The sequence below is a fragment of the Acinetobacter sp. Swhac1 genome, assembly GCF_013390985.1.
In the GTDB taxonomy this organism is placed as follows: domain Bacteria; phylum Pseudomonadota; class Gammaproteobacteria; order Pseudomonadales; family Moraxellaceae; genus Acinetobacter; species Acinetobacter towneri.
The window spans coordinates 23,473-49,987 of the sequence record NZ_JACASN010000023.1 but is presented as its reverse complement, the minus strand read 5'-3'; the positions used below and the strand labels follow the sequence as shown (position 1 = coordinate 49,987).

Annotated in this window: 25 protein-coding genes and 1 rRNA gene; 14 read left to right on the top strand and 12 right to left on the bottom strand. The window is 39.4% G+C overall.

The window, feature by feature from the left end; genetic code table 11:
• Positions 1 to 241 precede the first annotated feature (241 nt).
• A 5S ribosomal RNA gene (gene rrf / locus HX743_RS11780) occupies positions 242 to 356 on the top strand.
• A gap of 157 nt (positions 357 to 513) precedes the next feature.
• Here rrf and HX743_RS11775 read toward each other — a convergent pair.
• Entirely contained in the window at positions 514 to 1,065 is a 552-nt protein-coding gene (locus tag HX743_RS11775; RefSeq protein ID WP_004973862.1) for a lytic transglycosylase domain-containing protein, read from the bottom strand.
• 325 nt (positions 1,066 to 1,390) lie between these two features.
• Between HX743_RS11775 and HX743_RS11770 the strand changes: the two genes are divergently transcribed.
• From HX743_RS11770 to HX743_RS11740, 7 genes are all read left to right on the top strand, one after another.
• The gene (locus HX743_RS11770) at positions 1,391 to 2,983 is read left to right on the top strand and encodes a Na/Pi cotransporter family protein (protein WP_178319307.1); all 1,593 of its coding nucleotides are present in this window, start codon (positions 1,391 to 1,393) and stop codon (positions 2,981 to 2,983) included.
• Positions 2,984 to 3,100: 117 nt separating this feature from the next.
• Positions 3,101 to 3,568, top strand: a complete 468-nt coding sequence (gene ybaK / locus HX743_RS11765) for a Cys-tRNA(Pro) deacylase (protein WP_004973860.1) — start codon at positions 3,101 to 3,103, stop codon at positions 3,566 to 3,568.
• A gap of 239 nt (positions 3,569 to 3,807) precedes the next feature.
• Positions 3,808 to 3,981 (top strand): hypothetical protein, encoded by a 174-nt coding sequence (locus tag HX743_RS11760; RefSeq protein ID WP_004973856.1) that lies wholly within the window; start codon positions 3,808 to 3,810, stop codon positions 3,979 to 3,981.
• A 248-nt stretch (positions 3,982 to 4,229) separates the two neighbouring features.
• Positions 4,230 to 4,646, top strand: coding sequence for a YeeE/YedE family protein (locus tag HX743_RS11755; protein ID WP_004973854.1), 417 nt, complete (start codon positions 4,230 to 4,232; stop codon positions 4,644 to 4,646).
• A complete protein-coding gene (locus tag HX743_RS11750) occupies positions 4,647 to 5,063 on the top strand; it encodes a DUF6691 family protein (RefSeq protein WP_004973852.1) in 417 nt (138 codons plus the stop codon). It begins immediately after the preceding gene.
• A gap of 1 nt (position 5,064) precedes the next feature.
• Positions 5,065 to 5,931 carry an MBL fold metallo-hydrolase gene (locus tag HX743_RS11745; RefSeq protein ID WP_178319306.1) on the top strand — a complete coding sequence of 289 codons (867 nt, stop codon included), beginning with the start codon at positions 5,065 to 5,067 and terminating at the stop codon, positions 5,929 to 5,931.
• Between the two features lie 164 nt (positions 5,932 to 6,095).
• Positions 6,096 to 6,857, top strand: coding sequence for an alpha/beta fold hydrolase (locus HX743_RS11740; RefSeq protein WP_104851942.1), 762 nt, complete (start codon positions 6,096 to 6,098; stop codon positions 6,855 to 6,857).
• 206 nt (positions 6,858 to 7,063) lie between these two features.
• On the opposite strand, the gene accC is transcribed toward HX743_RS11740, so the two are convergent.
• The 5 genes from accC to HX743_RS11715 form a co-directional block, all read right to left on the bottom strand.
• On the bottom strand, positions 7,064 to 8,431 hold the full coding sequence (gene accC, locus HX743_RS11735) for an acetyl-CoA carboxylase biotin carboxylase subunit (protein ID WP_178319305.1): 1,368 nt from the start codon (positions 8,429 to 8,431) through the stop codon (positions 7,064 to 7,066).
• A gap of 17 nt (positions 8,432 to 8,448) precedes the next feature.
• A complete protein-coding gene (gene accB / locus HX743_RS11730) occupies positions 8,449 to 8,871 on the bottom strand; it encodes an acetyl-CoA carboxylase biotin carboxyl carrier protein (protein ID WP_004973838.1) in 423 nt (140 codons plus the stop codon).
• 16 nt (positions 8,872 to 8,887) lie between these two features.
• Complete coding sequence (gene aroQ, locus HX743_RS11725) at positions 8,888 to 9,343, bottom strand: type II 3-dehydroquinate dehydratase (protein ID WP_096902340.1); 456 nt, start codon at positions 9,341 to 9,343, stop codon at positions 8,888 to 8,890.
• 967 nt (positions 9,344 to 10,310) lie between these two features.
• Positions 10,311 to 11,717 carry an ATP-binding protein gene (locus HX743_RS11720; RefSeq protein ID WP_178319304.1) on the bottom strand — a complete coding sequence of 469 codons (1,407 nt, stop codon included), beginning with the start codon at positions 11,715 to 11,717 and terminating at the stop codon, positions 10,311 to 10,313.
• Positions 11,714 to 12,382 (bottom strand): response regulator transcription factor, encoded by a 669-nt coding sequence (locus HX743_RS11715; RefSeq protein WP_104851944.1) that lies wholly within the window; start codon positions 12,380 to 12,382, stop codon positions 11,714 to 11,716. The genes HX743_RS11720 and HX743_RS11715 overlap by 4 nt, the downstream gene beginning before the upstream one ends.
• A 170-nt stretch (positions 12,383 to 12,552) precedes the next feature.
• Here HX743_RS11715 and dsbD point away from each other — a divergent pair, with 170 nt between their 5' ends.
• From dsbD to dsbG, 3 genes are read left to right on the top strand one after another with little or no spacing between them, the layout of a single operon-like run.
• Complete coding sequence (gene dsbD, locus HX743_RS11710) at positions 12,553 to 14,616, top strand: protein-disulfide reductase DsbD (protein ID WP_178319303.1); 2,064 nt, start codon at positions 12,553 to 12,555, stop codon at positions 14,614 to 14,616.
• Positions 14,613 to 15,443: a TlpA disulfide reductase family protein gene (locus tag HX743_RS11705; protein WP_104851946.1), complete on the top strand. Its 831-nt coding sequence runs from the start codon at positions 14,613 to 14,615 to the stop codon at positions 15,441 to 15,443. Before dsbD ends, HX743_RS11705 begins: the two co-directional genes overlap by 4 nt.
• A gap of 60 nt (positions 15,444 to 15,503) precedes the next feature.
• Positions 15,504 to 16,262: a thiol:disulfide interchange protein DsbG gene (gene dsbG / locus HX743_RS11700; protein WP_178319302.1), complete on the top strand. Its 759-nt coding sequence runs from the start codon at positions 15,504 to 15,506 to the stop codon at positions 16,260 to 16,262.
• Positions 16,263 to 16,371: 109 nt separating this feature from the next.
• Here dsbG and HX743_RS11695 read toward each other — a convergent pair whose 3' ends face one another.
• Together HX743_RS11695 and HX743_RS11690 are read right to left on the bottom strand one after the other, a co-directional pair.
• A complete protein-coding gene (locus HX743_RS11695; protein WP_178319301.1) occupies positions 16,372 to 17,001 on the bottom strand; it encodes a class I SAM-dependent methyltransferase in 630 nt (209 codons plus the stop codon).
• Positions 17,002 to 17,031: 30 nt separating this feature from the next.
• On the bottom strand, positions 17,032 to 17,379 hold the full coding sequence (locus tag HX743_RS11690; protein ID WP_004973824.1) for a carboxymuconolactone decarboxylase family protein: 348 nt from the start codon (positions 17,377 to 17,379) through the stop codon (positions 17,032 to 17,034).
• A gap of 293 nt (positions 17,380 to 17,672) precedes the next feature.
• Between HX743_RS11690 and HX743_RS11685 the strand changes: the two genes are divergently transcribed.
• A complete protein-coding gene (locus HX743_RS11685; protein WP_154320753.1) occupies positions 17,673 to 19,880 on the top strand; it encodes an OsmC domain/YcaO domain-containing protein in 2,208 nt (735 codons plus the stop codon).
• 180 nt (positions 19,881 to 20,060) lie between these two features.
• On the opposite strand, the gene HX743_RS11680 is transcribed toward HX743_RS11685, so the two are convergent.
• The 3 genes from HX743_RS11680 to HX743_RS11670 all read right to left on the bottom strand — a co-directional run bounded on the left by HX743_RS11680 (position 20,061) and on the right by HX743_RS11670 (position 22,741).
• On the bottom strand, positions 20,061 to 20,375 hold the full coding sequence (locus HX743_RS11680; protein WP_004973819.1) for a DNA-binding transcriptional regulator: 315 nt from the start codon (positions 20,373 to 20,375) through the stop codon (positions 20,061 to 20,063).
• A 415-nt stretch (positions 20,376 to 20,790) separates the two neighbouring features.
• Positions 20,791 to 22,086, bottom strand: a complete 1,296-nt coding sequence (locus HX743_RS11675; protein WP_178319300.1) for a Y-family DNA polymerase — start codon at positions 22,084 to 22,086, stop codon at positions 20,791 to 20,793.
• Positions 22,087 to 22,126: 40 nt separating this feature from the next.
• Positions 22,127 to 22,741, bottom strand: a complete 615-nt coding sequence (locus HX743_RS11670) for a LexA family transcriptional regulator (protein ID WP_178319299.1) — start codon at positions 22,739 to 22,741, stop codon at positions 22,127 to 22,129.
• A 198-nt stretch (positions 22,742 to 22,939) separates the two neighbouring features.
• On the opposite strand from HX743_RS11670, the gene HX743_RS11665 reads away from it, so the two are divergent.
• Together HX743_RS11665 and HX743_RS11660 are read left to right on the top strand one after the other, a co-directional pair.
• On the top strand, positions 22,940 to 23,521 hold the full coding sequence (locus HX743_RS11665) for a hypothetical protein (RefSeq protein ID WP_004973810.1): 582 nt from the start codon (positions 22,940 to 22,942) through the stop codon (positions 23,519 to 23,521).
• A 92-nt stretch (positions 23,522 to 23,613) separates the two neighbouring features.
• Entirely contained in the window at positions 23,614 to 24,801 is a 1,188-nt protein-coding gene (locus tag HX743_RS11660; protein ID WP_178319298.1) for a phosphotransferase enzyme family protein, read from the top strand.
• A gap of 706 nt (positions 24,802 to 25,507) precedes the next feature.
• Here HX743_RS11660 and HX743_RS11655 read toward each other — a convergent pair.
• Entirely contained in the window at positions 25,508 to 26,512 is a 1,005-nt protein-coding gene (locus HX743_RS11655; protein ID WP_096902353.1) for a CmpA/NrtA family ABC transporter substrate-binding protein, read from the bottom strand.
• Positions 26,513 to 26,515: the final 3 nt, after the last annotated feature.

Below are 26,515 nucleotides of genomic sequence, written 5' to 3'. Positions count from 1 at the left end.
GAAGCTGACCAATACTAATTGCTCGTGAGGCTTGACTATACAACACCCAAACAGTTGGGGTTGTATGCTCAATCGATTCAAATCCAATCAGTCAATTCAGACTGACCTTGATTTAGTTAACGCTAAACAATAAAATTCAGACCCAATACAGCCCAACCTGTTAATAACTCATTTGGAACAAAGTAAGGCATTACATGCAAAAGCAGAGTAACTAAGACCCGAACAAGTCCATAACAGTTGTGCTGGCGACCATAGCAAGAGTGAACCACCTGATCCCTTCCCGAACTCAGAAGTGAAACCTCTTCGCGCTGATGGTAGTGTGGGGTTACCCATGTGAGAGTAAGTCATCGCCAGCTCATTATTCAAACACCCTCAACTAGCGTTGGGGGTGTTTTTTTATGTGGAAAAGAAAATATTAAGAAGAAAAGTAGAAAAAGAAAGGATAATAAAACCATCTGAGGATGGCTTTAATTCAACGGGTATTGGCTACTTTATTAAGCTAGTAAGTCAAAATTAAAGTGCATCTTTTAAGTTTTTTTGGTGCTGTTTGACTTGTTTCGCGTAGCGTTTACCTTGCTTTTTCATTTTTCGATTACTATTGTAGCCAGTAGGTCCCACATTGTAATAGGCCAAAGCTTTAGGCCATTTACCCGACTGATTTTTATAATGATTTAAAATAAATGTACCACAGTTGATATTGGTATGTTCATGGAATAAATCGCCAGGACAAGTCTGCTGCCAATAACGTGGAATAATTTGTGTGAACCCAACTGCACCTGAAGGTGAAACAGCATAGGCACGATAATTCGATTCTTGTCTAATAACTGCAGCGACAAGCAGAGGATCAACATTATGTTGTTCTGCACTTTGTACAATGATTGGTGCTACACGATTTGCTGTATCAGGATGCACAGCATAAGCCTTTTGGATCCCTGTAGAAAGTTTAGCTGAGCGTTTTGCAAGAGAGCCACCTCCTAGTGGAGAGCAGGCTGCTAACGTTAAAACAGTACAACCAATACTGAATATTTTTATAGATGGATATTTTCTAAATGCATTAAAAATCATATTAAAACTATATCTGTCATTTTGGCGTATGTGAGTATATATACTGATTTTGAGGTGAGCGATTGGTTCAGTCAAGTGAACTGAAGATTTGAATTGTATCGTGTCAGCATAATACAGAGGTTTCGTTTTGTTTTATCGAATGATTGGATAAACCAATGGAGTCTGATCTATCCTTAGGTTTTAATAATATGTCAAATTGATGATAAGTTTTTTATTTAATATAAACTATTGGAATAGAACAAATAAACTGCAATTTTAAGATAAAAGTACGTACAATATCGGCTTTTTAGCACTTTGAAAATTGCTTATTGCACAGGGAGTAAGTGTGTTAGAAGTCTTTGTACAATTATGTGGTGGTATTGGCCTATTTTTGATTGGTATGACCATGATGACGGACAGCTTAAAAGATATGGCAGGGGAAACCTTGCGTATTTGGTTGTCTAAGTTCACAGGTTCACCCATTAAAGCTGTGCTTTCAGGCATCGGTTTAACTTTAATTGTACAGTCTTCTACGGCAACAACTTTAGCCACGATTGGTTTTGTTAGTGCGGGGATTCTTACTTTTGCTCAGGCAATTGGTGTCATTATTGGTGCGAATATTGGCACAACCAGTACGGGTTGGATGGTGGCATTTTTAGGTGTTAAATTTTCCATCACCAGTTTTGCATTACCTTTGCTGGGTTTGGGTGCAATGCTCAAATTATTTAGTCAGGGGCGAGTTGCATTATTTGGAATGACATTGGCAGGTTTTAGTCTGATTTTCCTTGGCATTGATATGTTGCAAGTTGCCATGTCAGGTTTTGCTGAACGTGTCGATTTATCAGTATTTTCAAGTAGATCTTTGATTGCGCAACTCAGTTTGGTTTTGGTCGGTATTATCATGACCATTCTGTTGCAATCTTCAAGTGCTGCAATTACCGCGACCTTAGCAGCATTGGCCAGTGGTGCGATTGATTTGCAACAGGCTTTAGGTTTGGTGATTGGACAGAATATTGGTACGGTGGCGACAGCCATTATTGCTTCAATTGGTTCAACTGCAAATGCCAAACGTACTGTAGCGGTTCATGTGATTTTTAACATCATTTCAGCCATTTTTGCTTTTATTATTTTAAAACCGTTATTTCTTGAGCTAACACAAAATCAACGTCTTATGGCAACATGGGACAATGTGGTGATTGTTGCTGCATTTCATACAGCATTCAGTATTTCTGGTACTTTGATTATTTTGCCTTTTATCCGTCAGTTCGAAAAACTGATTATGAAAATTATCCCCGATCAAACTCAATCGGTTTTATGTTATCTCGATCAAGCGAGTTTATCTGTGCCCGCCTTGGCTATTCATGCTGCATCAAAGGTGATTTACCATAGTTTGTATGACGTTTTGGTGATGCTAAAACTGGCTATCCAAGAGGGAAGATTACCTTCAAAAGTACGTTTATTACAGCTAGATGAAGTACTCATTCAAGTCCAACGCTATTTGGAAGAAATGTCGATTTCAGAAAATGAAGCCGATCAACAGCGTTTAATGGCGATGCTTCGTTTGATGGTGTATTTACGTGTTTTACGAAGTGATTTGGAAAATATTACTTTAGCAAAAGAAATACGCACCCAACCTGCAATTTATCAAGTTGGCTTAGATTTTGTACAAATTCTTGATGAACATCTAAAAGAAATGGATGATTTTGATGTGCATAAACATGTACTAAGTCTAAATACCGAATTATCTAATTTGAAAAAATGGGCAGAAGATCAACGTGCCGAAAACCGTGAAAAAGTGTTGCAATATACTGCTGTGAATCAGCTCAATGCTGCGACAGGTTTAGAGTTGTTGGCGGCACAACGCTGGTTGGACCGCGTGATTGCGCATGCACAGCGCTTAGCTAACGTGTTGGTTGAAAATTCACGTAAACCAAGTTAATGATTTTAGGCTATTTTTTCGATAGTTACTTTTATATTTAAAAATGGCCTAAGCGAATTCACTTTTAATCTCAATCAAGCGTATAATTTGAGCATCGTTTTTTACAGTATTTTTTCAATGACTCCAGCAGCTAAACTTTTAAAAGCCAAGAAAATTCAATTTTCTATGCATGAATATGAACATGATCATAATGCTAAAAGTTTTGGTTTAGAAGCTGCGGAGAAGTTAGGCTTAGATGTCACAGAAGTATTTAAAACTTTATTGGTCAGTGATGATAAGCATTATTTTGTGGCGATTTTACCTGTCCATTACCAATTAAATCTTAAAAAAGTTGCGGCTGCTTTTCAGTGTAAAAAAGTACACATGGCTGATCCTAAAGATGCTGAGCGTTTGACAGGTTATTTGGTTGGGGGCATTAGTCCAATTGGGCAGAAGAAACAACTGAAAACAGTGATTGATGCATCCGCTCAACAGCTTGCAACTATGTATGTGAGTGGAGGGAAGCGGGGATTAGATATTGGTTTAACACCAAGCGATTTGGCAAAAGTTTTAAATGCTAATTTTGTAGATATTGTAGATGCATGATATGTTGAACTTTATATTGTTTTGAGTCCAAAGCACACAGATGCTTGTTCTTGTATGAATGTAGCAACTATTCCTATTCGTTTCATCTCAGTGATTCTTGTTCTAAGTGACCATTTAATAACAAAAAAAGTTATCTTTAAGCAATAAATAGGGTAATTAAAAACTCGTATTGATGATTTTTTAACAAACTAAATTTTATGTTATATTAGTGAAAGTTAAGAAATTCTGAGAGGTGCAGTATGGGTAAGCGTCTTAAAGACTACACAATCGAAGATCGAAAAGCTCGTCCAATGTGTCCAGCTAAACCTATTGACTTTGGTGATGATGAGACTACCAATCGCATTATGTTAGATGCTGCTAAACGTGTAATTCGTAGGCATAAAAAAGAACTTATTGCGCTTGCTCACAAATGAGTCTAATGCCCTCAACTTTTGTCGTTGCTGTCTATTTTGATATATCTTTATTACGTTATGAGGCAGTCATTTAGAATGACTAAATTTTCTGCCTTATGACTTAATATCAGCCAAAAACTTGCGAAATCTCTCTCACATCGCAAACATAGACGAATAGTCAGATGAAGTTTACAAAACTTACAAGAGAATAGTTGAATAATAATTACAATAATATATTATAAAAACATATATTGTTTTGGGTGTTCAAAATGCATGATTATCTGCTGGCATTAATCGGTGGTGGATTGCTTGGTCTTGCAGTCGTGGGCTATTTATATGTTCATGGTCGTATTGCAGGCATTAGTGGTTTACTGGCTCAAGTATTAAATCCGCAAACGCTGTTCAAAACGCCTGCATTGTGGTTTGTGTTAGGTATTTTCATTGTGCCTTTTTTCTATGGCATCGTGGCTCAACCTAAAGTTGAATTGAATGCAAGCCCATTGATGATGATTGTGGCGGGATTGTTGGTTGGTTTCGGTACTCGTTTGGGTTCGGGTTGTACCAGTGGACATGGTATTTGTGGCATGAGTCGTTTATCTAAGCGCTCCATTGCAGCAACAGCTACCTTTATGTTAGCTGGCTTTATTACCGTTTATGTTATCCGCCATATCACAGGAGCATTCTAAATGAAAAATTTCTTAGCCTTTGTTTTCGGTGGTATTTTTTCAGCTGGATTGATTCTTTCTGGTATGTCGAATCCTGAAAAAGTTTTAAACTTCCTCGATCTTTTCGGTACATGGGATGCAAGTCTGGCATTTGTTATGATGGGTGCAATTGCGGTTGCCTTTATTCCATTCCAAAGAATTATGCGCCAAGCTGAACCAAAAACCATTTTAAATGAACCAATTGATTTGCCTAAACAAACTCAAATTGACTCTAAACTGATCACAGGTAGTTTTATTTTTGGTATCGGTTGGGGCGTTGCAGGAATTTGTCCAGCGCCAAGTCTAACCTTGATTGGTTTAGGTTATTATCAAGCAATCTATTTCATTGTTGCAATGTTGGTGGGGATTCTCATTCATCGTAAGGTTGCAGGAGCATAAGATGCACGCAGATATTCAGCATTTTTTTGATGAAAATACTAATACATTCAGTTATGTGGTAAGTGATCCTGTAACGCGTCAATGTGCCATTATTGACAGCGTGTTGGATTATGACCCTGCATCTGCGACTACTTCAACAATTCATGCCGATGAAATCATTGCTTACATCCAAAAAAATGAATTAACGGTTGAATGGATTTTAGAAACGCATGTGCATGCCGATCACCTGACAGCTTCTCAATATTTAAAAGAGCAGTTGGGTGGTAAAATTGCCATGAGCCATAAAATTTCGATTGTGCAAGAAACATTTAGTGCTATCTATAACTTGGATATCAAGTATTTCAATTCACATCAATCATTTGATTATCTGTTTGACGATCATGAAACTTTTACGATTGGTGAATTACAAGCCTATAACATCCCTACACCGGGGCATACGCCTGCTTGTTTAAGCTATGTGATCGGTGATGCTGTATTTGTAGGTGATACTTTGTTTATGCCTGATTATGGTACGGCACGTTGTGATTTCCCGAAAGGCAGTGCAGGGCAGTTGTACGATTCTGTGCAAACGCTATACGCATTGCCTGAAGAAACACGAGTGTTCTTATGCCATGATTATCTACCAGAATCACGTGAACAATATGAACATGAAACACTGCTCAAAACTCAAAAAGAGCAGAATATTCATATTCATACAGGGGTAAGCAAAGCTGTATTTATTGAGATGAGAACTCAGCGTGATGCTACTTTAACGATGCCTAAATTGATTCTGCCATCAATTCAAATCAATATGGACGCAGGTAAGTTCCCACAACCTGAGGCCAACGGCATTCGTTATTTGAAGTTGCCTTTGAATTATTTTAAATAAAATTTTAAGAAAAGTTCATCTTGTATGTTATTGCTTAGGTTTATACAAATAGCCTAAGCAATATTATAAGTTATCACGATAAAAAGCACATATAAAATTTGATTTATAAACTCAAAACTCATTAAATAGATTAATCATTTGTATTCAAGTTTAGAGTCTATTTTATGTTATTAAATTATCAAATCACGCAAAATCAGCCTGAATCTACGTTGCCATCTTTGGTTTTTATTCATGGTTTATTTGGTAGTTTGAGTAATTTAGGCATGCTCGCACGTGCATTTCAAGAACAGCGCACCGTAATTCAATTAGATGTGCGCAATCATGGTAAGTCTGCGCATTGTGATGACATGAATTATGCAGCAATGGCACAAGATGTTTTAGAAACGTTGAACAGCTTGAATATCGAACAGTTTTCTGTGGTTGGGCATTCAATGGGCGGTAAAGTTGCAATGACTTTAGCTCCTCTGGCTGCTGGGCGTTTACAGCAATTGGTTTTATTGGATATTTGTCCTTTTGCTTATCCTGAAAATCGTCACGATCAAATTTTTACAGCCTTGTTTGCTGTGCAAGATGCACAAGTTGAAAGTCGCCAAGCGGCAATGGAAATTATGCGTGAGCATCTTCAAGAAGAAATGGTTGTGCAATTTTTGATGAAGTCATTTAGCAAAGGGCAATGGTTATTTAACTTAAATGCGCTACATGAACATTATGCCGAAATTTTGTCATGGCAGACGGTGCATAGTGATGTCAATACTTTGTTTATTCGTGGCGGTAATTCACCTTATATTGAGTTACCTGAGCATTATGCCGCTATTCAAGCACAGTTTCCTCACGCAAAAGTTGAAACAGTCGCTCATGCAGGGCATTGGTTGCATGCCGAAAAAACCGCAGAAGTATTGGCATTCATGACTGAGTTTTTAGATTAATCTTGTCTAGTATTTTGCATCATTCGATGATCTAAAATGATCTCAGTTTTTAAATCAATTTTTAAACCAATACTCCATTTGGAGTATTGGTTTTTTATTCATACTGATCTGCATAGATGAACGGTTTAGCTTTTATTCTCAACAATAAAAAAGAGCTGACGTTGAATCATCAGCTCTTTATTTTAAACTTAAGCAACCTTAATTACTTATGCTTTTTCTTCTTCATTGCCAGCAAGTTGCTTTAGCAAATGCTTTTCAAGATAGTGAATATCCATTGCTTGTTTGCAGAAGTTTTTATCTTGCAGAATCAAGTCTTTGTGCAAAGGAATGTTGGTTTTAATTCCTGTTAAGATAGTTTCATCCAAGGCTTGACGCATACGCGCTATACTGGTTTCACGATCTTTACCATGCACAATCAGTTTAGCAATCATTGAGTCGTAATACGGCGGAATGCTATAACCTTCGTAGATGTGTGAATCTACACGAACACCTGCACCACCTGGGGCATAGAAGTGTTCAATTTTACCCGGTGAAGGTACGAAGGTGGTTGGGTCTTCTGCGTTAATACGACATTCGATTGCGTGACCACGAATTTCAACCTGATCTTGCTCAATGTCTAAACCTAGACCTGCAGCAATACGCAATTGTTGTTCAATGATGTCAATGCCTGTCACCATTTCAGTTACAGGATGCTCAACCTGAACACGTGTATTCATTTCAATGAAGAAGTATTCATCATCTTCAAATAAGAATTCGAAAGTACCTGCACCACGGTATTGCATTAATTTACATGCATTAACACACGCTTCTAAAATATCGGCACGTGCTTGTTCTGGTAAGTTAGGTGCTGGCGCTTCTTCAAGAACTTTTTGGTGACGACGTTGTAAAGAACAGTCGCGGTCATAAAGGTGAATCGCGTGACCATTACCATCAGCCAATACTTGTACTTCTACGTGACGTGGCTTTTGTAAGAAACGTTCCATATAGACCGTGTCATCACCAAACCACATTTCTGCATCACGTTGAGCCGCTTGAACTGATTCAAGCAGGGTGTCTACGCGCTCTACAATACGCATACCACGACCACCACCACCAGCAGCCGCTTTTACAATGAGCGGGAAACCAATTTCTTTGGCTTCAGCTAAAGCATTGTGTGGTGTAACGGCGTGTGCTGAACCCGGTACAGTTGGTACGCCAGCTTTACGCATTGCAGTAATTGCAGAAACTTTGTTACCCATTAAGCGAATATGCTCAGGGCGTGGACCAATGAAAATGAAACCTGAACTTTCTACAATTTCAGCAAATTCGGCATTTTCGGCAAGGAAACCATAACCAGGGTGAATGGCATCTGCACCTGTAATTTCTGCTGCAGTAATAATTGCAGGAATATTCAGGTAACTTTCACTGCTCGCACCCGGACCAATACACACGGCTTCATCACAAAAGCGTAAGTGCATCAGGTTTTTATCGGCATCTGAATAGATACCCACGGTTTTGATCCCTAAAGTTTTGCAAGCTCGGGTGATGCGCAGGGCAATCTCACCACGGTTTGCAATTAAAACTTTTTGCAACATTGTGAATCCCCGAGGTCTTAAGCGCGGTAGCGGAAGAGTGGTTGACCAAATTGAATCACTTCGCCATTTTTAACTAGAATTTCTTCAATCACGCCACTTTGAGTTGCTTCAATTGGGTTCATGATTTTCATTGCTTCAATAATACCAAGCGTTTCACCAGCAGAAACAGTTTGACCCACTTTAATAAATGGTGCTTCACCTGGGCTTGGTGCTGCATAGAACACGCCAACCATTGGAGAAGTTTCAACAGCACCACGTGGTGAAGATTTAGGTGCAGATGGTACTTCTGCAGAAGGTGCAGGCATTGCAGGAACTGCTGCCGCTACTACTGGACTGCGACGAGTTAATGCAATCGACTGATCGCCTTCTTTAACTTCAATCGCTTGTAAGTCAGATTCAATCATCAAGTCGATGAGTTTCTTGATTTTACGAATATCCATGGACAGTATTCCTAGTTTAAGATTGTGTAGTAGGTTGAATTTTTTCAAGAACAAAGTCGAGTGCTGCGGCATAGCCTTTTGCGCCTAAACCGCAAATCACACCAATGGCTTTGTCTGATAAATATGAATGATGTCTAAACGCCTCACGTGCATGCACATTCGACAAATGGACTTCAAGAAATGGAATAGCGACCCCTAACAAGGCATCACGTACCGCAACAGAGGTATGCGTTAATGCAGCAGGGTTAATAATGATATATTGTGTGCCATCTAACGCGGCTTGATGAATTCGGTCTACAATTGCGCCTTCCCAATTACTTTGGAAAGTATCTATAGAAATTGATGCTTTTTGCGCTTGTGAAATGAGCTGTTGATTTATATCCTCAAGAGTGAGGTAACCATAAACTTCGGGTTCACGCTTTCCTAGCAAATTTAGATTCGGTCCATGAATAACCAAAATGGTCGAACTCATTCCGCTTGCTCCAATAAATAATTGCAATAATACTTTGCAAGATGTCTGCAAAGTTTGCTAATTATGGCATAAAATTCCACATTTTTTTTGTAATTTGTTTAATTTGACGTAGAAAGCGTGTGCCAAAATAAGGCTCTATAATGAAAACTTTGCAGGGAATTCGCAATGTTAAAAAATTACATTTTTAGTTTTTTTTGCTGATTTTTATATTCTAAAACAACTGACCAAATCTATTCATTTGTTTTCTGTAACGACTGATCAAGCGAGTGACTTGAACTGGTTTGATTCGGAATGTCAAAGCCAGAAAACAACCAACATCAATATCGCCTTTCTTTATAGCATGATATTTCGTTGCTGTTTATAAAAAATGGCGATTCCATTTTTTCAGTTCATTCAAAGTAGATGACCACACAAACTGCAGTGGATCATCTAATACGTTTTGTGATCATCGTTCAAGTGGTTATGGATTCGATAGAAAGATCATTTCGATAATAAGATATTTTAAAAATTCAACTTTATTTAAATAAAACATGAGCTTAAATGGAATGCTTTGATTGATATATTTATCTATATTTTAGTCTGGAATAGATGCTCCTACGCTGCGTATTATATTTTGAGTGGGGTGCTGTTGGTTTTATGTACACTTTAATTAAGTTGTAGATTGATCACAAGACCAAGCACATGCACGATCTGCACGGATATCTACCTCATTTAAAAATATGACGTGGTATCGAACAAAAAAACGGTGATGAAAGTTTCAGCAATTTTTTTCTAGCCAATGTTCTTCTACTCAATAGCCCGCAGCATCTACATCATAGATAAAATTTTAGAACGCATTGACCTTTTATTTCAAAAATCACCTTAAAAATGGCGTTATCGTAAAGTAGAGCAATATGTTCGGTATTGGCAAAAGTTAAGTGATCTTGTTCTGAATCTTGCTTTATTTGCTGTTAAAGCTCAGAAAAGCTTAATCCGTCTGTTGTTTCTCTGTTGCAGAAGGTGCTGCATCAAAACTGACAATCACTTTTAAACCTTGCGGTTGGTTAGCCTGAAATTGAAGTAGGTAGCCATATTGCTCTAATAATACTTTGACTAGAGTTAGACCTAAGCCATAGCCTTGTTTATGCGCAGATTTACGCCAAAAACGCTGAGTCAGAATGGTAAAATCATCTTCATTCAGGCTTTTGCCTTGGTCTGCAATGATCAATTGCAGGTCTTGCATATAAATTTGAATGTTTGGCGCATCCTCTGCATGCAAATAAGCATTTTGAATCAAGTTTTTCAGTACCATGTGCAACGCAGGCGCTGGAATATTAATGTGTTGTGCTACCAAACTCGCCCAATCAATCTGTAATTTCGCTGATAGATTGGGATATTCCACAGTCAGTTCCGACAAGACTGTTTCTAATACGCTACGCATATCTGCATGGCTATGTGCCGCTTGAATACCTGCTTCAGTTTGACTGAGCAATAACAGTTGTTCCAAAAGTTGTTGATAACGTTGGATGCTGCGTTCTGCGTGTTTTAAATTGTCGATGACTTTGGCTGTATCTTGGGCAGATGCGGTTTGATTCAACATCAATTGGCTCAGTTGCACATGCGTTTTAATAGCCGTTAACGGCGTGCGCAGTTCATGCGCAGCAAATGCACTAAAGTTTTTTTCGTGTTCCAGACTTTTATGTAGGCGTTCAATCAGCATCAATAAGTTATCGACAAAAGGCTGAATTTCTTTAGGAATTTTTTGTGATCTCAGTTCAATTAAATAACGAGAAGCTTCATCTAAAGATTGTTTTTTCTGAATTAAGTGGCGGGTGATGTGATCGAGCGGTAAAAACTCCAGACGGATAATCCACAAAATTAGCAAAATACAAATAATCAAAGTAAGCAGTAAAGGAATCAGTACCGACTGTAAAATTTGTTTAAGTAGGTTTTGCCGTAACTGAATTTTTTCAGCCACCACCACCTGAACTTCACCTTCACGCAGTACATAACTACGCCATTGCAGTCCATTTTCTGTCCATGTGCTGAAACCGACTTGTTGGTTTTTTAAATTTTTCGGTGCGCCTTGAGTGCGTGCAATCACATGCTGTGGTAATGAAACATTGGCACGGAAAATAGAGACTTCACAAGCAATTAAACTATGTAGCAAGGCATTTTCTGATTCGGCATGCAAACTTTCTGTGAGTTGTTCTAGGGGCAGTTGCTGAATCAGGCGGGCGACCATACGGGCTGAGGTAGAAAGTCGTTCATCCAGCGTATTTTGTAAGCGTTGTTCCAAGTCATGGTAGAGCCATGCAAAGACAATCACCCACAGCAAAATAAATGCACAGCTGATGGTCGATACCAAACGCCATTTCAGACTGTAGTTTTTCATGTCAGCAGCTCAGGTTTAAAGATGTAGCCGACACCACGCACCGTTTGAATAAAATCGGGGTGGATTTTATGCCGTAAATGGTAGATATGCACATTTAAGGCATTGCTTTCGATACTGTCTTGAAAGCCATACACTTTATCTATCAGTTCTTCATTTTTTAAGATTTGGTTCGGATGCCGTAAAAAGGTTTCCAATAGGCTATATTCACGGCGTGAAAGCTGAATGTTTTGTGAATGCCAACTGACTTCTTGTGTATCGAGGTTCATGTGTAACTGACCACTTTGCAGTTGGTTCGATGAATAACCACGATGACGGCGGCTTAATGCATATACACGGGCAATCAGTTCATTTAATTCAAAAGGTTTAGTTAGGTAGTCATCTGCTCCTAAGTTGAGCGCCTGTACGCAGTCTTGAGTATGATTCCGCGCGGTTAATACCAATACTGGAATATGAATGGCATCTTTACGCCAGTTTTCGAGTAACTGTAAACCATCTTGGTCAGGCAGACCTAAATCGAGCAGGCACAGATCTACCGCACTATGACGTATGAAGTAATCGGCATCGCGCGCGTTATTCACGTGTTCGACTGAAATACTTAAAAATTCGAGTGCTGCCACAATACTTTGGGCAATATAAGGATCATCTTCCACCAAAACGACGAACATATTTGCTCCTATACCACAGTCAGCCCAATATATGACACATCTCGATCACGCCACAAATTTAGATTAGGCACCTACAATGCTCAAGTTTACAAAGAAAAATCTTTATTAATGTTCTCTTAATCTACACTTACCGATAATACAGTCAGTTTTTTAATTTTTAGTATAAATACATGATTTTTATTCGCGTCATTGCTTATTTTGTGTTGAGTCTGTGTGCGGTGTGGGTCAATGCTGCCAATGAATTTTTAGCGTCCGATCAAGCTTTTAAGTTTCAGGCGACGTCATTGTCTGAACAAACGGTTGAACTGAAATGGGATGTCGCACCGCATTACTATTTATATCACGATCAATTCAAAGTCAGTCAGGCTCAAAAGCCGCTTGCTTTTAAATTGCCTGCAGGGCAGGAAAAAGATGATCCGACTTTCGGGCTGACACGTGTGCATTATGGGCAAGTGACAACACAGATTCAGGTGAAGCCTAATCAGCAATATCAAATTACTTGGCAAGGCTGCGCTGAAGATGGTTTGTGTTATCCCGTACAGCGTAAAACGATTCAAACCGATGCCGATGGTTTATTGCCACAGCATAATTTAAGTGCGGGCAAAGGTAATTTACTTCAGCAACTCAATCAGAATAATCTGGCTGCTTTAAACACTAACTTAAATGATGCAGATAAGCATCAAGCCAATGGTTCTAGTACACAAAAACAAGTTACGACAACTGCAAATACTGTAACGACAAAAGAACTCAAACTTGAACAGCAAACGCTAGAAAACAAAGCACAGCTTGCTGAAAATGCGGTTGCTGTAACACAAGCTGATCCTAAACTTACCCCTGAATCAGTAGAAAACGTTGATTTAGCAAATTCCTTAGAGATTGAAAATACAGATACGGCGTTGACAGACAATACATTCGCTGCATCAGCCAATTCAAGCAATACGGAAACAGCCAGTAGTACGAGTCTGAATCAGCAATGGAACAATGATCAATTTTTCCTGAATTTATTGTCTGGGCAAGGGTTGTTACTGAATGCGTTTATCTTTTTAGGTTTTGGGGTATTACTGGCTTTTTTACCGTGTTCATTGCCGCTGATTCCAATTCTTTCTGGCATTTTGGTGCAGCGCAATACAGGCTATAAAGCGGCAGCAATTGCGATCACCTTTATCGTCAGTATGGCGCTAGTCTATGGCTTGATGGGCGTTGTTGCGTCACACATTGGTTATAGCGTACAGCGTTGGTTCCAAAATCCCGTAGTGATTGCAGTTTTTGCTATGTTGTTTGTGCTCTTTGCTTTAAACCTGTTTGGACTGTATCAGTTGTCATTACCACAAGCAGTGTTACAGCGTTTAGATCGTATTCAGCAATATCAAAAAGGCGGTACTTTATTGGGTGCGGGCGTTATGGGAGTGATTTCTGCACTGATTGTCGGGCCATGTATGAGTGCGCCTTTAGCGGGAGCATTGCTGTACGTCTCACATTTGGATCAAGCAGCATTGGGTGGTTTATATTTGTTCCTGCTCGGTTTAGGTATGGGAATTCCTTTACTTATTGCCAGCGTGTTTGGCGCGAAATATTTGCCAAAGCCAGGTTTGTGGATGGAACGGCTAAAATTTAGCTTTGGTTTTATCATGTTGGCAATGGCTTTGTATTTTGCTCGTCCGCTATTTTCTGTGACTTGGTACTATGTTGCTTTTGCTGTGGTGTTATTTGCCTTCGCTGCATATTTAATTGCAATTTTGCGCCACGTGTTACATCGTCCACAGCGTTTTTCGTTATTGGCTTTGGCGGCAGTAATCGCCAGTAGTGGAATTTGGCATGTCAATCAGAGTATTGCCAGTGTCAATGCGCAGGTACAAGCAGACCAATTACAGCCATGGATCAAAGTACGCACAGAACAAGAGTTGAATGCAGCTTTGGCCGCACATGCTCATCAAAAGATTGTGATTGATGTCTATGCCGATTGGTGTGTGGCGTGTCAGCCGATTGAGCGTGATGTGATTCCTCGTACCGATGTGCAAGATGCTTTAAAGCATGTGGTGCGGATTAAACTCGACTTAACCGAACAGCATCCTTCACAAGATGCCTTATTGAAAAAATGGCAGATTTTAGGGCCGCCAACGTTGTTATTTTTGGCAGATCCACAACGGGAACAACGTGAATTGCGTCTAACAGGTGCTTATAACGCAGCGCAATTGATTCAAAATATTCATCAACTGCAAGAGGCTGCGCCATGATTCAATCCGCAGTCTTGCAGTTAGGCATGTTGATGATTCCATGGCCATTGGTGTTTTTATTGCTAGGACTGATTGTCGTCTTTGCAATGGGTAAATTTTTTCAGCGTCGTTATACATGGAATGCACAGACTTGGACAGGTTATCAGGATGCATTATGGAATGCGCTGTGGATTGGTGCTTTAGTTGGGCGGGCAGTTTTTGTGTTGCAGCATTATGAGCTGTACTTTGCCAACCCGATTGATATTTTAAAAATTCAGGACAAAGGCTTTCATCTGATTGCCGCAGTTATGGCAGGTGTGGCGTGGTTTGTCTGGAAAAATCGCGCTATTCAACGTGTTGTTCTGGCATGGGCAGTTGCGCTCTTTATTACAGTACAAGTTGTAGGTTGGAGTCTTATCCAACCTTTGCAGACGCAGCATGCCTATCCCAATCTAGTATTGCACAACCTAGCGCAACAACCTCAAGATTTAGCTCAATTTTCAGGGCAGCCCACGGTGATTAATCTCTGGGCGACTTGGTGTCCAGTTTGTCATCGTGAAATGCCTGTTATGCAACAAGCACAGCAAGATTTCCCTGAGGTCAATTTTGTATTTGCCAATCAAGGCGAATTTGCAGCAGAGATTCAAGCCTATTTACAGAAACATCGATTTCAGTTTGAACACGTGTTATTAGACCCTGCAGCTCGTTTAGGACAACACTTCAATATGTTCGGTTTGCCAAGTACTTTGTTTTTTAATGCACAAGGAGAATTGGTCGATCATCACATGGGTGAATTGACCAAGCCGATGCTGCAGCATTATCTGAAAAAAATACAAGCGAATCCATAAATGCGCTCTTAACGATTTGAAAGAAAACCCGCCGTGAAGCCAAAATTAAGGACAATCAATATGACATCAAACATCAAAAATAACATGCTGAAACTGGCGATAGGTATGAGTCTTGCCAGTAGTGTGAGTATGCTGCAAGCACAGGACAACCTCAAACAGCACATTGAAAAAGAAGGTTTTAAGTTTGTGCAACAAATTCAAGCACCTGCACAAATGACAGGTTGGGCAGGGCATATTGAACAAAGTCCTGCGACAGTGTTTATTTCCAATGATCAGAAATACTATATTGTAGGCACTTTGTTTGATGCACAAGGCAATAATTTAACCGTCGATGCTTTAGACCGTTATGTGAAAAAGTCGGTACTTGAAGATGTGTGGCAAAGTCTGGAACACGCTACTTGGATTCAGGATGGGCAAACCAGTGCTGAAAAAATTGTCTACGTGTTTTCAGACCCGAATTGTCCGTATTGCCATACCTTTTGGAAGCAGGCACGTCCGTGGGTAGAATCTGGCAAAGTTCAGTTAAGACATATTATTGTGGCGGTGATCCGACCTGAAAGCAAAGGGCAGGCCGCGACTTTATTAATGGCGAAAAACCCACAGCAGACCTTTAATGCGTTCCATCGTCAATACGGACAAAAAAAGCTGATCAAGCAAAAAACTGTGCCTGTACATGTAGAAAAAACCTTAGAACAGAATCAGGCACTGATGGATAAATACGAGTTCTTTGCCACACCTGTTGTGCTTTGGAAAAATAAACAGGGCGAATTACAGTCGGTACAAGGAATGCCAAAATCTATGAAAGATGTGTTTGAGTGATTTTAAAAATTTCCGAGCAAATATCTAACTGAATATTCAAATCTAAAGCGCAAAAAAGCTTGCTCTAATTGCATTGGAGCAAGCTTTTTGATGTAAAAGATTCAGTCTTTTATTTCTGAATACGAATCGCAAATTGAATGACGTGGGATTTGCCCTGATGCAGTTTGCCTTCTGAGCGTTCTACATCGCCCACAAAGAAATGAATCAGATGATCGTGTTTAAAATGGCTTAAAAACTCGATAGGATCGTACAGCATTTCTACTGCACGTGGGCCGCCCGTTTTATATTCTAGCTGACGAGTAGAATACAGCTCACCAACAAATAAACCGCCGTTGACCAAAGTTTCGCGCACGCCATTTAACACTTTTTGCTGTGTTTCAGGGTTAAAGTGACCAAATACGCAAATCACGTTGTCATATTGATTCGCTGGCCAATTCACCTGACTTAAATCTTGCTTTCGTGTATTTAGACTTAAACCACGTTGCTGTGCATAGCCTTGGGCCTTATCTAAAGCAACTTGCGAGTAGTCCCACAAATCTGCTTCAAATGCTTGCCCATTGGCTTGTGCCAAAGCGGCCAAATATAACAAGTTACGACCTTCACCTTCGGCCAAGCCCAAAGTTTTGCCGTGAATAGACAGTTTTTGCGTAATGTCCTGAATGAACGCATTGGCTTGTTCACCATAAATATGGTCATGTTGGCTGTAGCGTTCATCCCATTCATTATGGATATTTAACATAGTTTCGACTCGGTAAATAATTTGATGCTGTTATTCGGCTGTAGATGGAGAAAACTCTTTAAATGCTGCCACGGCGTTTGCGGCATACATGAGTGATGGGCCACCGCCCATATAAACAGCAATACCTAAAATTTCATTCAATTCTTCAAAAGTCATACCCATTTTGACCAAAGTTCTGACGTGAAAACCGATACAACCATCACAGCGTTGTGCTACGCCAATTGCCAGTGCAATAAATTCTTTGGTTTTGGCATCAATTACGCCATCTTTCATCGCAACTTGTGACAGGGCATTAAAACTTTTAAGTAAATCGGGAGATTGTTCTTTAATGGATTTGATATTAGACGAAATTTCAGCAGTGAGTTCGGTATATTTCATGTTGTTTCACCATCAAGCAGATTAGAACCTAAAGACAATATAGCATATATTTAAATATATTATGTTTGTATATATTAATTAGCAGCTTTGCTTAAATTCAGTAAATCTGTATTTATAGCATTATCAATTCACCTAAATCACTTTATAATGTTGTCGCATATTCTGGAGTCGCTGTTATACCGTTGCGATGACTTCAAACCTCATTTTTAAGTCTTATTCTCCCTCTTGATTCGGCTTATAAATCAATATTTTAGAATTTTGTGTCTGAGTAGGCACATACAATAGGTGCCTGCATGGAAATTAAAGTCAATTATTTAGACAACTTGCGTCTTGAAGCTAAATTTGACGATTTTACCGTCATTGCCGATCAGCCCATCCGTTATAAAGGCGATGGTTCTGCGCCAGGCCCATTTGACTATTTCCTTGCGTCATCTGCATTGTGTGCTGCGTATTTCGTGAAGGTTTATTGCCAATCACGAGATATTCCAACCGATAATATTCGTTTATCTCAAAACAATATTGTCGATCCTGAAAACCGCTATAAGCAGATTTTTAAAATTCAGGTGGAATTGCCTGCAGATATTTCTGAAAAAGACCGTCAGGGGATTTTACGTTCTATTGACCGTTGTACCGTAAAGAAAGTCGTGCAAACAGGCCCTGAGTTTGTGATTGAGCAAGTTGAAAGTATTGATGCCGATGCACAAGCTTTGCTGATGCCGAACTTGACTTCATCTCAAGCGACTTTTATTGCTGGTAAAGATTTACCGCTTGAAGAAACTATTGCCAATATGTCAGGTATTTTGGCAGGTTTGGGCATGAAAATTGAGATTGCCTCATGGCGTAATATCGTACCCAATGTCTGGTCATTACATATTCGTGATGCGCAATCGCCAATGTGTTTTACCAATGGTAAAGGCGCAACCAAAGAAAGTGCATTAGCATCTGCTTTGGGTGAATTCATTGAACGTTTGAACTGTAACTTCTTCTATAACGATCAGTTCTGGGGTGAAGAGATTGCCAATGCCGAATTTGTGCATTATCCAAATGAAAAATGGTTTAAGCCTGGCCCAAATGGTGAATTGCCTAAAGAAATTTTAGATGAATATTGCTTAGAAATTTATGATCCTGAAGATGAGTTGCTGGGCACACATTTATATGACACCAACTCAGGCAATACTGAACGTGGTATTTGTTCATTGCCATTTGTGCGTCAATCCGATGGTGAAACGGTATATTTCCCATCAAATTTAATTGAAAACTTATATTTAAGTAACGGGATGAGTGCAGGTAACACGCTTGCAGAAGCTCAAGTGCAGTGTTTATCTGAAATTTTTGAACGTGCAGTGAAGCGTGAAATTATTCAGGAAGAAATGAGCCTGCCTGATGTACCGCAAGAAGTTTTGGCAAAATATCCAAGTATTGTGGCAGGTATTCAGGCTTTAGAAGAACAAGGTTTCCCAGTATTGGTCAAAGATGCGTCTTTAGGCGGTCAATTCCCTGTCATGTGTGTGACCTTAATGAACCCGCGTACAGGCGGTGTTTTTGCTTCGTTTGGTGCACATCCAAACTTTAAAGTCGCTTTAGAGCGCAGCTTAACTGAACTATTGCAAGGGCGTAGTTTTGAAGGTTTAAATGATTTACCACAGCCGACCTTTAGCACGAATGCGGTAACTGAGCCGAATAACTATGTTGAACACTTTATTGATTCTAGTGGTGTAGTGTCTTGGCGTTTCTTTAGCGCGCAGGCAGACCATGAATTTGTAGAGTGGGATTTCACCAACAATGGTCAATATAGCAATGTCGAAGAAGCTGAGGCTTTATTTGCGATTTTAGAAGAAATGGGCAAAGAATCCTATATGGCGATTTATGAACATTTAGGTGCAACTGCTTGCCGAATTTTAGTCCCTGATTATTCAGAAGTGTATTTGGTAGAAGACCTGATTTGGGATAATACCAATAAAGCTTTGCTGTACCGTGAAGACGTTTTAAATCTGCACCGTTTGGATGATGAGCAACTTGAAGCTTTAGTTGAGCGTTTGGAAGAATGTGAGCTAGATGACTATACCGAAATCAAAACCTTAATTGGCATTGAATTTGATGACAATACCGTTTGGGGACAGCTCACTATCCTTGAATTAAAATTGTTGATTTATTTGGCATTAGAACAGTTTGAAGAAGCTAAAGATTTAGTCGAAGCATTCTTACAATACAACACCAATACCGTAGAACGTGGCTTGTTCTATCAATGTATGAATGTCGTGCTTGAAGTTATTTTAGATGATGAAATGGATATTGCCGATTATGCTGTCAATTTCCGCCGTATGTTTGGCAATGAACGTATGGATGCAGTCATGGGTTCTGTTGAAGGCACAGTACGTTTCTATGGTCTAACCGAAACCAATATGCAGCTTGAAGGTTTAGATCGTCATTTACGTTTAATCGACAGCTACAAAAAACTGCATAAAGCACGTGCCAAGTTTGTTGGGCTGAATAAAGACTAATCTTGCAGAAGTAGAACGCTGTTCTGATTTGAATCACCGTCCAAGAAAAAGACTCGGCTTTAAAAGTCCGAGTCAGGTATTATGGCAACAACATGGTGTTGCATTTCAAATGCTATCTAAGATTTGCTGTTGCTATAGGAAAGGCAAAATAATAACCCTCGTTGTTGAGGGCTATTTCATTTAAGCGAGATGGTCACGAACAAATTGAGGATCTAAAATAAACAATTTAATCAGTGATTGAGCTGCTCCTGAAGGTCTTCTAACACCTTGCTCCCAAGATTCCAATGTACGTTTAGAGATACCTAAAATTTTAGCAAATTGATCTTGAGTGAGTTCAGACTTTCTTCGTGCTAAAGCAACATCTGTTTCATTGATCACAGTTTTTCTTGCTGCGTTATTAGCAAGCATTTGTTTAACGCCTTCTAATAATTCAACATTTAAGTCTCGTTTTGCTTCTCGAGCTTCCAATTCTTTGTCACTTAATAAACGACTCATTTCAGTAACTCCGCTAATTGTCTAAGTGTCTTTTTCTCAAGTTGGGTAATTGTGTCTTTACTATATAAGGTCAATAACCAAATTTCGCCATTTGCTAAACGGTTGTAATAAATTACACGAACACCACCTTGTTTACCTTTACTCTTTCCACCCCATCGAATTTTACGAACGCCGCCAGTACCAGGTTCTACATCTCCTGCTGTAGGGTTCTCGGCAATGAAAATTTTAAAGTCATTGTATTGTTCTTCAGTCCAATAGTAGGGATATTCATTGGTAAAAAAGTAGTCTCACAGATGGTATACATCAAACACCTTTATACTACTTTGTAGTGTTTAATTGTATACTACTTTGTAGTACTTTTAAGCATTAAATTAGGTCTCATATTGTGAGCTTTTTTAGCCCAATCAAATAACTGCTAATCACCAAGCGCCAATAAACCTTCCCAGCTAAAATAATTCGGGCTTAAATGGCTGCGCTGCATCGCCCAAGTTCGATCTTGCAATTTACATGCTCCAATGGCGAGTTTTTGCACACCAAATTTATTTTTCACGGTATCCAACACTTGCTGTAATTGTTCCTGTTTTTCAATGGCGTCAGTATCTGTAAGCAGGTCGGGAATATAGCCTTGCTTTGGCTCAAGTCCTGTTAAAATCACACCACATTTTTTAAAGGCAATTCCTTCCTGAAATAGCGTTGTCACATGCTTCATCATGGCTTTGTTCATGAGCAAAGCAGAATCTGTTGGCTCATTGAAAGCAATAGTGACCGATTGATTGTAAAAAACTTGGCGCGGATCAAAACGGTTAGATTGCGCAAAAATGATCATACAACCACATAAACTTTTTTCAGCTCTGAGCCTTTGCACAGCAGATTGTAAATAATCGCTCAAAGCTTCTGAAAGCGCATGAATATCTGTTACACGCTGCCCAAAAGAACGTGAGCTGATGATTTGCTGCTTACTTACGGTATTGTGCTCCAGTTCAATACATGCTGTACCTGTGAGTTCAAGAATGGTTTTTTTCATCAAAATAGAAAATTGGCGCTCCATTTGGTCTGGATTGCTTGTTGCTAGATCAAATACAGAACGGATACCCAATGATTGTAATTTTTTAGCGTTTTTGCGTCCCACACCCCAGACTTCAGCGGCATCAATGTGTTGAAACAAGGCTTCTTTGCTGCATAAATCCATATCCAGTAAATTACATACGCCGTTGAAATAGCGGTTTCGCTTAGCAAGATGATTGGCTAGTTTGGCTTCAGTTTTACTTTGACCAATACCAACACAAACAGGAAGAGCCAGCCATTTCCACAAGGTTGTTTTAATTTCCTGTGCAAGTGCGTTTAAATCGCGCTGAGAATATGAATTCAGTTCAATAAATGTTTCATCAATTGAATAAATTTCAATATCTTTGGCACTAACAAATTGTTGAATCGTATTATTAAAACGTCTGGACATTTCCGCATAAAGTGCATAGTTACTTGAAAAGACAGCAACATCGTGTTGTTGAATCAATTCTTGAACTTGGTAAAAGGGCACAGCCATTTTAATGCCAAGTTGTTTGGCTTCCTCGGAACGTGATACCACGCAACCATCGTTATTGGAGAGCACTACTACAGGACGATGATTCAAATGTGGTTGAAACAGCCGCTCACAGCTCACATAACAATTATTGATGTCAATCAGCGCAAAAATTTGCTTTAAAGGTTTCATGTATATTCTGCTTATTTGACTTTTATTATGGTGTGCTGGTTTAAGCCATCAAGTTTTTTAAGTTCCACGTCACCACCGCAAAGACTTCAAACGTTTGCCCATCTTTCAGGTAAATGCTGTCATAGTCGGGACTTTCTGCTTTGAGCCAAGCTTCAGGCAAAGTGGCAGGGTCATAGTCTTCACCAAAATGTTCAGCCAATTCACTTTTGGACATTTTGGCTGTAATCATCAGGCGTTTAATAGTCAGGTCTTTTTGGTCGATTAATGCAACCACAATGCTGCGGTGTTTGGCTTCTTTGCTACGATCTACCAATACAATATCGCCGTATTCAAGCCCTGCATTCACCATAGAGGTAGTGCGTACCACATTTAAAAAGGTCGCATTTTCATTGGAAATGAGATATTCATTCAAATCAATATTTTTATCAATATAGTCTTGAGCAGGTGAAGGAAACCCTGCAGGAATAGATTCAACAGCAACTGGAAGCGGTAAAACGGTACGTTTGCAAACAGGCTGAAACTCATATTCATTCAGCAATTCTATCTGTTCTAGAATGGCATTCAAGGTTGGGCTAGGCTTACCATCCATACCCATGATTTTTTGTAATGACGCCCAAGCAGCGTCAGAGAAGTAAATAGGTAACTTCTTAGACATGAGATTACTCCTACGCAACTAGGCGTGTTTGAAGTGAAATTTGATGTGTTGATAGCATAGCTGAAAATGTGATTAAGATTCAATCTACCTGTATGGTTGATTGTTAGATATAGATAAGGCTCTACGATTGCATAGCTATACAAACACAAGCCTTTCCGTTAGGATTTTTCTATCGCAGCAGCATATTTAGAGATTGGCATGCATATTGTTGAAGACATTTATTTAACGAAAGAAGAAGTTGAATCTTTACTGTTGGGATTAATCAATTCACAACTTGAACCTGAGTTTTTAATGCAGGATTTCATTAAACATCAGGTCTGGTCTTTGGCTGAATATTTTAAGCAAAATACTGAACATGAAATTGACTTTGCGCAAATCAGTTGCCCGATTAAAGTCAAAGCGGAATATCAAAATCATCGTTTAAAACGTCATTTTCTGGTTGAGTTTCATCTGACCACCACACCTTTTTTTAATTATGAGCCAGAAGAAAATAGCGTGGCTTACTCCTACATGATGAAAGATTTTTATCTGACCGATATTATTTTTTATGATGCCTATACGGGTGAAAATTTGCAGGCTTGGATGCAAAAAAGATTCGTGATTTTGCAGGGTGAACGTGAAATAGAAGTGAATTCATTGTCATGGTATGCAGATTACAATTTACCGCAAGTTACGCAAAATATGGTGTCTTTTGTGAGTGAAGCCGCTTATGACACGGGTTTAGATCAGATTGTAGATGAAGTCAATTTACGTTTACGACAAGCCAAAACAGTTAATTAAATAGATAATATTCATCTAAAAAATGGTTGTTTGAGATGGATGATGGGGAATATACGATTACACAATACTGATCAAGTTAAGGAATATCTAAAATGACCACAATCACACATGATTTAGGTCATGGCATGGGGAATGACTGGGAACATAAAGATTGGGCACATCTGACTGTCTCAGAATTACACAACCTGCAACCGTATTACCCATGTTTGCAAGGGAATATTCAAATTTTGTGGTGCAGTCCGCGCCCATTTTCATCAGCCGCAGTGATTGAAGTCACGCAGGATGCAGTCAGTACAGATAAAATAGGAAGTCGCTCGTATTTCATTAAACGCAGTCATCGTTCATTTCGTAATGCGCAAGATATTTTGCAAGAGCATGCTTTTTTGCGACATTTAGCCAGTAAAAACATTCCTGTTGCGACATTAATTGCCTCGAATTGCGGACTGACCGCTTTAGAAATGGGCGACTGGACTTATGAAGTCTACGAAAAAGCAGCAGGTTTTGACTTATATGTCGATCAGCAATCTTGGACGCCGTTTTTCTATACAGAACATGCTGCCAAAGTGGGGAGTTTACTTGCGAAACTGCATGTCGCCATGCAGGATTTTCCTGAGTTACATGGCAGATCGGTACGTTATTTAGTATCAAATCAGCAGCTTTTAGAAAGTGAAAATATCGTAACGGCTATTCAGCAACGTATTCAAAATAGCCCTGAATTGAGCCGTTATTTTGCCGATAAAAACTTAGACGCCGTTTTTTTAGAGCGTGTATCTCAGACGCATCATAAAATTAAGCATATATTGCAGCAGACCACTAAAATTTGGACGCATAATGATTTGCATGCTTCCAATCTGTTTTGGTCTGCGCAAAGTGCCGATGCCAATATTACAGCGGTAATTGATTTTGGTTTATCAGATCGAAATTCAGCGCTTTATGACCTTGCGGTCACGATTGAGCGTAACTTTATAGATTGGCTGGCTTTAGAACATACGTCACAAATTAATGTTGATGAAGCGGGTTTAAGCGCGTTTTTACAAGCGTATTGTGCAGAAATACACCCACAACAAGACTTTAGTATTTTGCCAGAACTGCTAAAAATTGTGCATTTGGATTTCGCATTTTCAGAACTTGAATATTTTGTCGGGATTACCCAAAACCTGAAACATGCCGATGCTGCTTATTATGATTGGATTGTTGGACATGTAAATTGGTTTTTTACAGAGCAAGGACAGCAATTTACCCAGACTTTTACTCGATTCCTTCAACGCGAATTGTCATAATCTGCACAGCTAAATGCCTCAAGCATCACTACTTTTTTAATGCAAGATTTTATATGTACAATTGTAAATTCAAACAGAATATATTCACTGCGCCTTTAAAAATCTTCATTCTGTCATCGCTGTGTTGGGTACCTTGGGTTGATGCAGAAAATGGTATTCAATAATTTGATACGATTGTCATCACAGCCAATGAAACCACGCCGTATTTTAGTTTTACAGTAAAGACTGAGGGTTTGCGTACAGATTGTTTACAAAAAGCGTCTGCCTCTATTTCTGTTATTACTGCAGATGCGATTGTCGATCAATTTAATTTATGGTTTGAATGTACAACATAGCTCTGCTGCTGGAACAGGAGTACATTTAGAAATATTTCAACTGCCAATCATCACTATAACTGCTGAAAAGCAGAATGAACGTCATTCTTCATCTCAAGCGATTACACAGTTCAAGCACAATTGACTAGGTCTTAATTGAGAAGTGTCCGTTTTAATTGGGGGCTATTACACAACATCAATTCACTGACAACCTACGTGTTAATGCTAACTGAACCGTACTGGGTTTGTCGGATAGTCTCTCAGAATATTGACTCTCCGACAAACCCGGTACGGTTCAACTGGATTTACAACAGGCATTCAGCTAAATAAAACGTTAAATCTAAAAGACCCAAAATTTTTCTGGGTCTTTTTTTATGAGAATAGATAATATTTTAAACAACGGTCACTTCTTGCTGATAAATACAGGATTGCGCAATCTGTTTTTTTTTGGCTGCGGTCATTTCAATATTTTCCCATTTATCCATCTGCTGCAGGAGCCAGATAAAATCATCGACTTTCGGTTCGGCACTTTCCCCAACAAAATTCCGGATGATATTCTTGATCTTGTAAAAGTCATAGACATGCCGCTGGGCGGAACATTCAAACTGAATAATCTGATAGTCTACCAGCATGTCCCATACTTCTGATAAATCACTGCACTGCTTTAAATCATCCTGCGCTTTTTGTACTGCCTTGACCACTGCCTCTACAGTAAATGGATGCTGTTCTGCCCATTCCTGGGTCATGGCCAAGACTTTATCGGCAACTTTTGGAATGACATTCTGGCTTGCCGCGACGATAAAACTATAGCCTTCAAGTTTGGCCTGAATATTCCAGGGTTCTCCCACGCAAAAGCCATCAAATACCTGTTCTGCGATTCCTTTTACCATGGAAGGCGGTGGAGAGGTCATCAGCTGGATATTCTTGGCCAGTTGTGGATCAGTCAGCGCCAGCCATTCTTTTAAACAGTAATGGTGAATCGAATATTTATAAACATAGGCCAGATTGATGGAATGATTCTGTTGTAAAGCCTGTACCAGTTTCTTTGAGGTATTCTGTTCATCATCCCCAGGCTGGATGCCGAGTTCATAGCACAAATCCTGGCGCAGGCTAATAAAAGCCTGATTCACGCTCAGTACTAGAGGGGTTTGCAAAGCCACCTGTAACTGGTCTGTACCCAGGGCAGCAGCGGGCAGCATGGCAGACAAGCAATGTGCAGCATCCAGAAAGCCATAGGCCAGACGGTCACGCAAACTAGACCAGGAGGCTTCACGGATTAAATTGATGGTTAATCCTTGCTCAGCAAAATACCCCTGTTTTTCGGCCCAGAGAATGGCAACACAATCAAGTAAAGGAATATAGCCAATATTGAGTTCAGTTTTTTCTAATGTGGACATATG

Bases quoted from the DNA above. Each gene is read 5' to 3' on its own strand.
- accB (WP_004973838.1), bottom strand. From the start codon at position 8,871: ATGGATATTCGTAAAATCAAGAAACTCATCGACTTGATGATTGAATCT.
- HX743_RS11670 (WP_178319299.1), bottom strand. From the start codon at position 22,741: ATGTCTAAGAAGTTACCTATTTACTTCTCTGACGCTGCTTGGGCGTCA.
- HX743_RS11705 (WP_104851946.1), top strand. From the start codon at position 14,613: ATGATTCAATCCGCAGTCTTGCAGTTAGGCATGTTGATGATTCCATGG.
- HX743_RS11775 (WP_004973862.1), bottom strand. From the start codon at position 1,065: ATGATTTTTAATGCATTTAGAAAATATCCATCTATAAAAATATTCAGT.
- HX743_RS11720 (WP_178319304.1), bottom strand. From the start codon at position 11,717: ATGAAAAACTACAGTCTGAAATGGCGTTTGGTATCGACCATCAGCTGT.
- HX743_RS11685 (WP_154320753.1), top strand. From the start codon at position 17,673: ATGGAAATTAAAGTCAATTATTTAGACAACTTGCGTCTTGAAGCTAAA.
- dsbG (WP_178319302.1), top strand. From the start codon at position 15,504: ATGACATCAAACATCAAAAATAACATGCTGAAACTGGCGATAGGTATG.
- HX743_RS11715 (WP_104851944.1), bottom strand. From the start codon at position 12,382: ATGTTCGTCGTTTTGGTGGAAGATGATCCTTATATTGCCCAAAGTATT.
- HX743_RS11750 (WP_004973852.1), top strand. From the start codon at position 4,647: ATGAAAAATTTCTTAGCCTTTGTTTTCGGTGGTATTTTTTCAGCTGGA.
- dsbD (WP_178319303.1), top strand. From the start codon at position 12,553: ATGATTTTTATTCGCGTCATTGCTTATTTTGTGTTGAGTCTGTGTGCG.
- HX743_RS11740 (WP_104851942.1), top strand. From the start codon at position 6,096: ATGTTATTAAATTATCAAATCACGCAAAATCAGCCTGAATCTACGTTG.
- accC (WP_178319305.1), bottom strand. From the start codon at position 8,431: ATGTTGCAAAAAGTTTTAATTGCAAACCGTGGTGAGATTGCCCTGCGC.
- HX743_RS11755 (WP_004973854.1), top strand. From the start codon at position 4,230: ATGCATGATTATCTGCTGGCATTAATCGGTGGTGGATTGCTTGGTCTT.
- HX743_RS11690 (WP_004973824.1), bottom strand. From the start codon at position 17,379: ATGAAATATACCGAACTCACTGCTGAAATTTCGTCTAATATCAAATCC.
- ybaK (WP_004973860.1), top strand. From the start codon at position 3,101: ATGACTCCAGCAGCTAAACTTTTAAAAGCCAAGAAAATTCAATTTTCT.
- HX743_RS11680 (WP_004973819.1), bottom strand. From the start codon at position 20,375: ATGAGTCGTTTATTAAGTGACAAAGAATTGGAAGCTCGAGAAGCAAAA.
- HX743_RS11655 (WP_096902353.1), bottom strand. From the start codon at position 26,512: ATGTCCACATTAGAAAAAACTGAACTCAATATTGGCTATATTCCTTTA.
- HX743_RS11695 (WP_178319301.1), bottom strand. From the start codon at position 17,001: ATGTTAAATATCCATAATGAATGGGATGAACGCTACAGCCAACATGAC.
- HX743_RS11760 (WP_004973856.1), top strand. From the start codon at position 3,808: ATGGGTAAGCGTCTTAAAGACTACACAATCGAAGATCGAAAAGCTCGT.
- aroQ (WP_096902340.1), bottom strand. From the start codon at position 9,343: ATGAGTTCGACCATTTTGGTTATTCATGGACCGAATCTAAATTTGCTA.
- HX743_RS11675 (WP_178319300.1), bottom strand. From the start codon at position 22,086: ATGAAACCTTTAAAGCAAATTTTTGCGCTGATTGACATCAATAATTGT.
- HX743_RS11660 (WP_178319298.1), top strand. From the start codon at position 23,614: ATGACCACAATCACACATGATTTAGGTCATGGCATGGGGAATGACTGG.
- HX743_RS11745 (WP_178319306.1), top strand. From the start codon at position 5,065: ATGCACGCAGATATTCAGCATTTTTTTGATGAAAATACTAATACATTC.
- HX743_RS11665 (WP_004973810.1), top strand. From the start codon at position 22,940: ATGCATATTGTTGAAGACATTTATTTAACGAAAGAAGAAGTTGAATCT.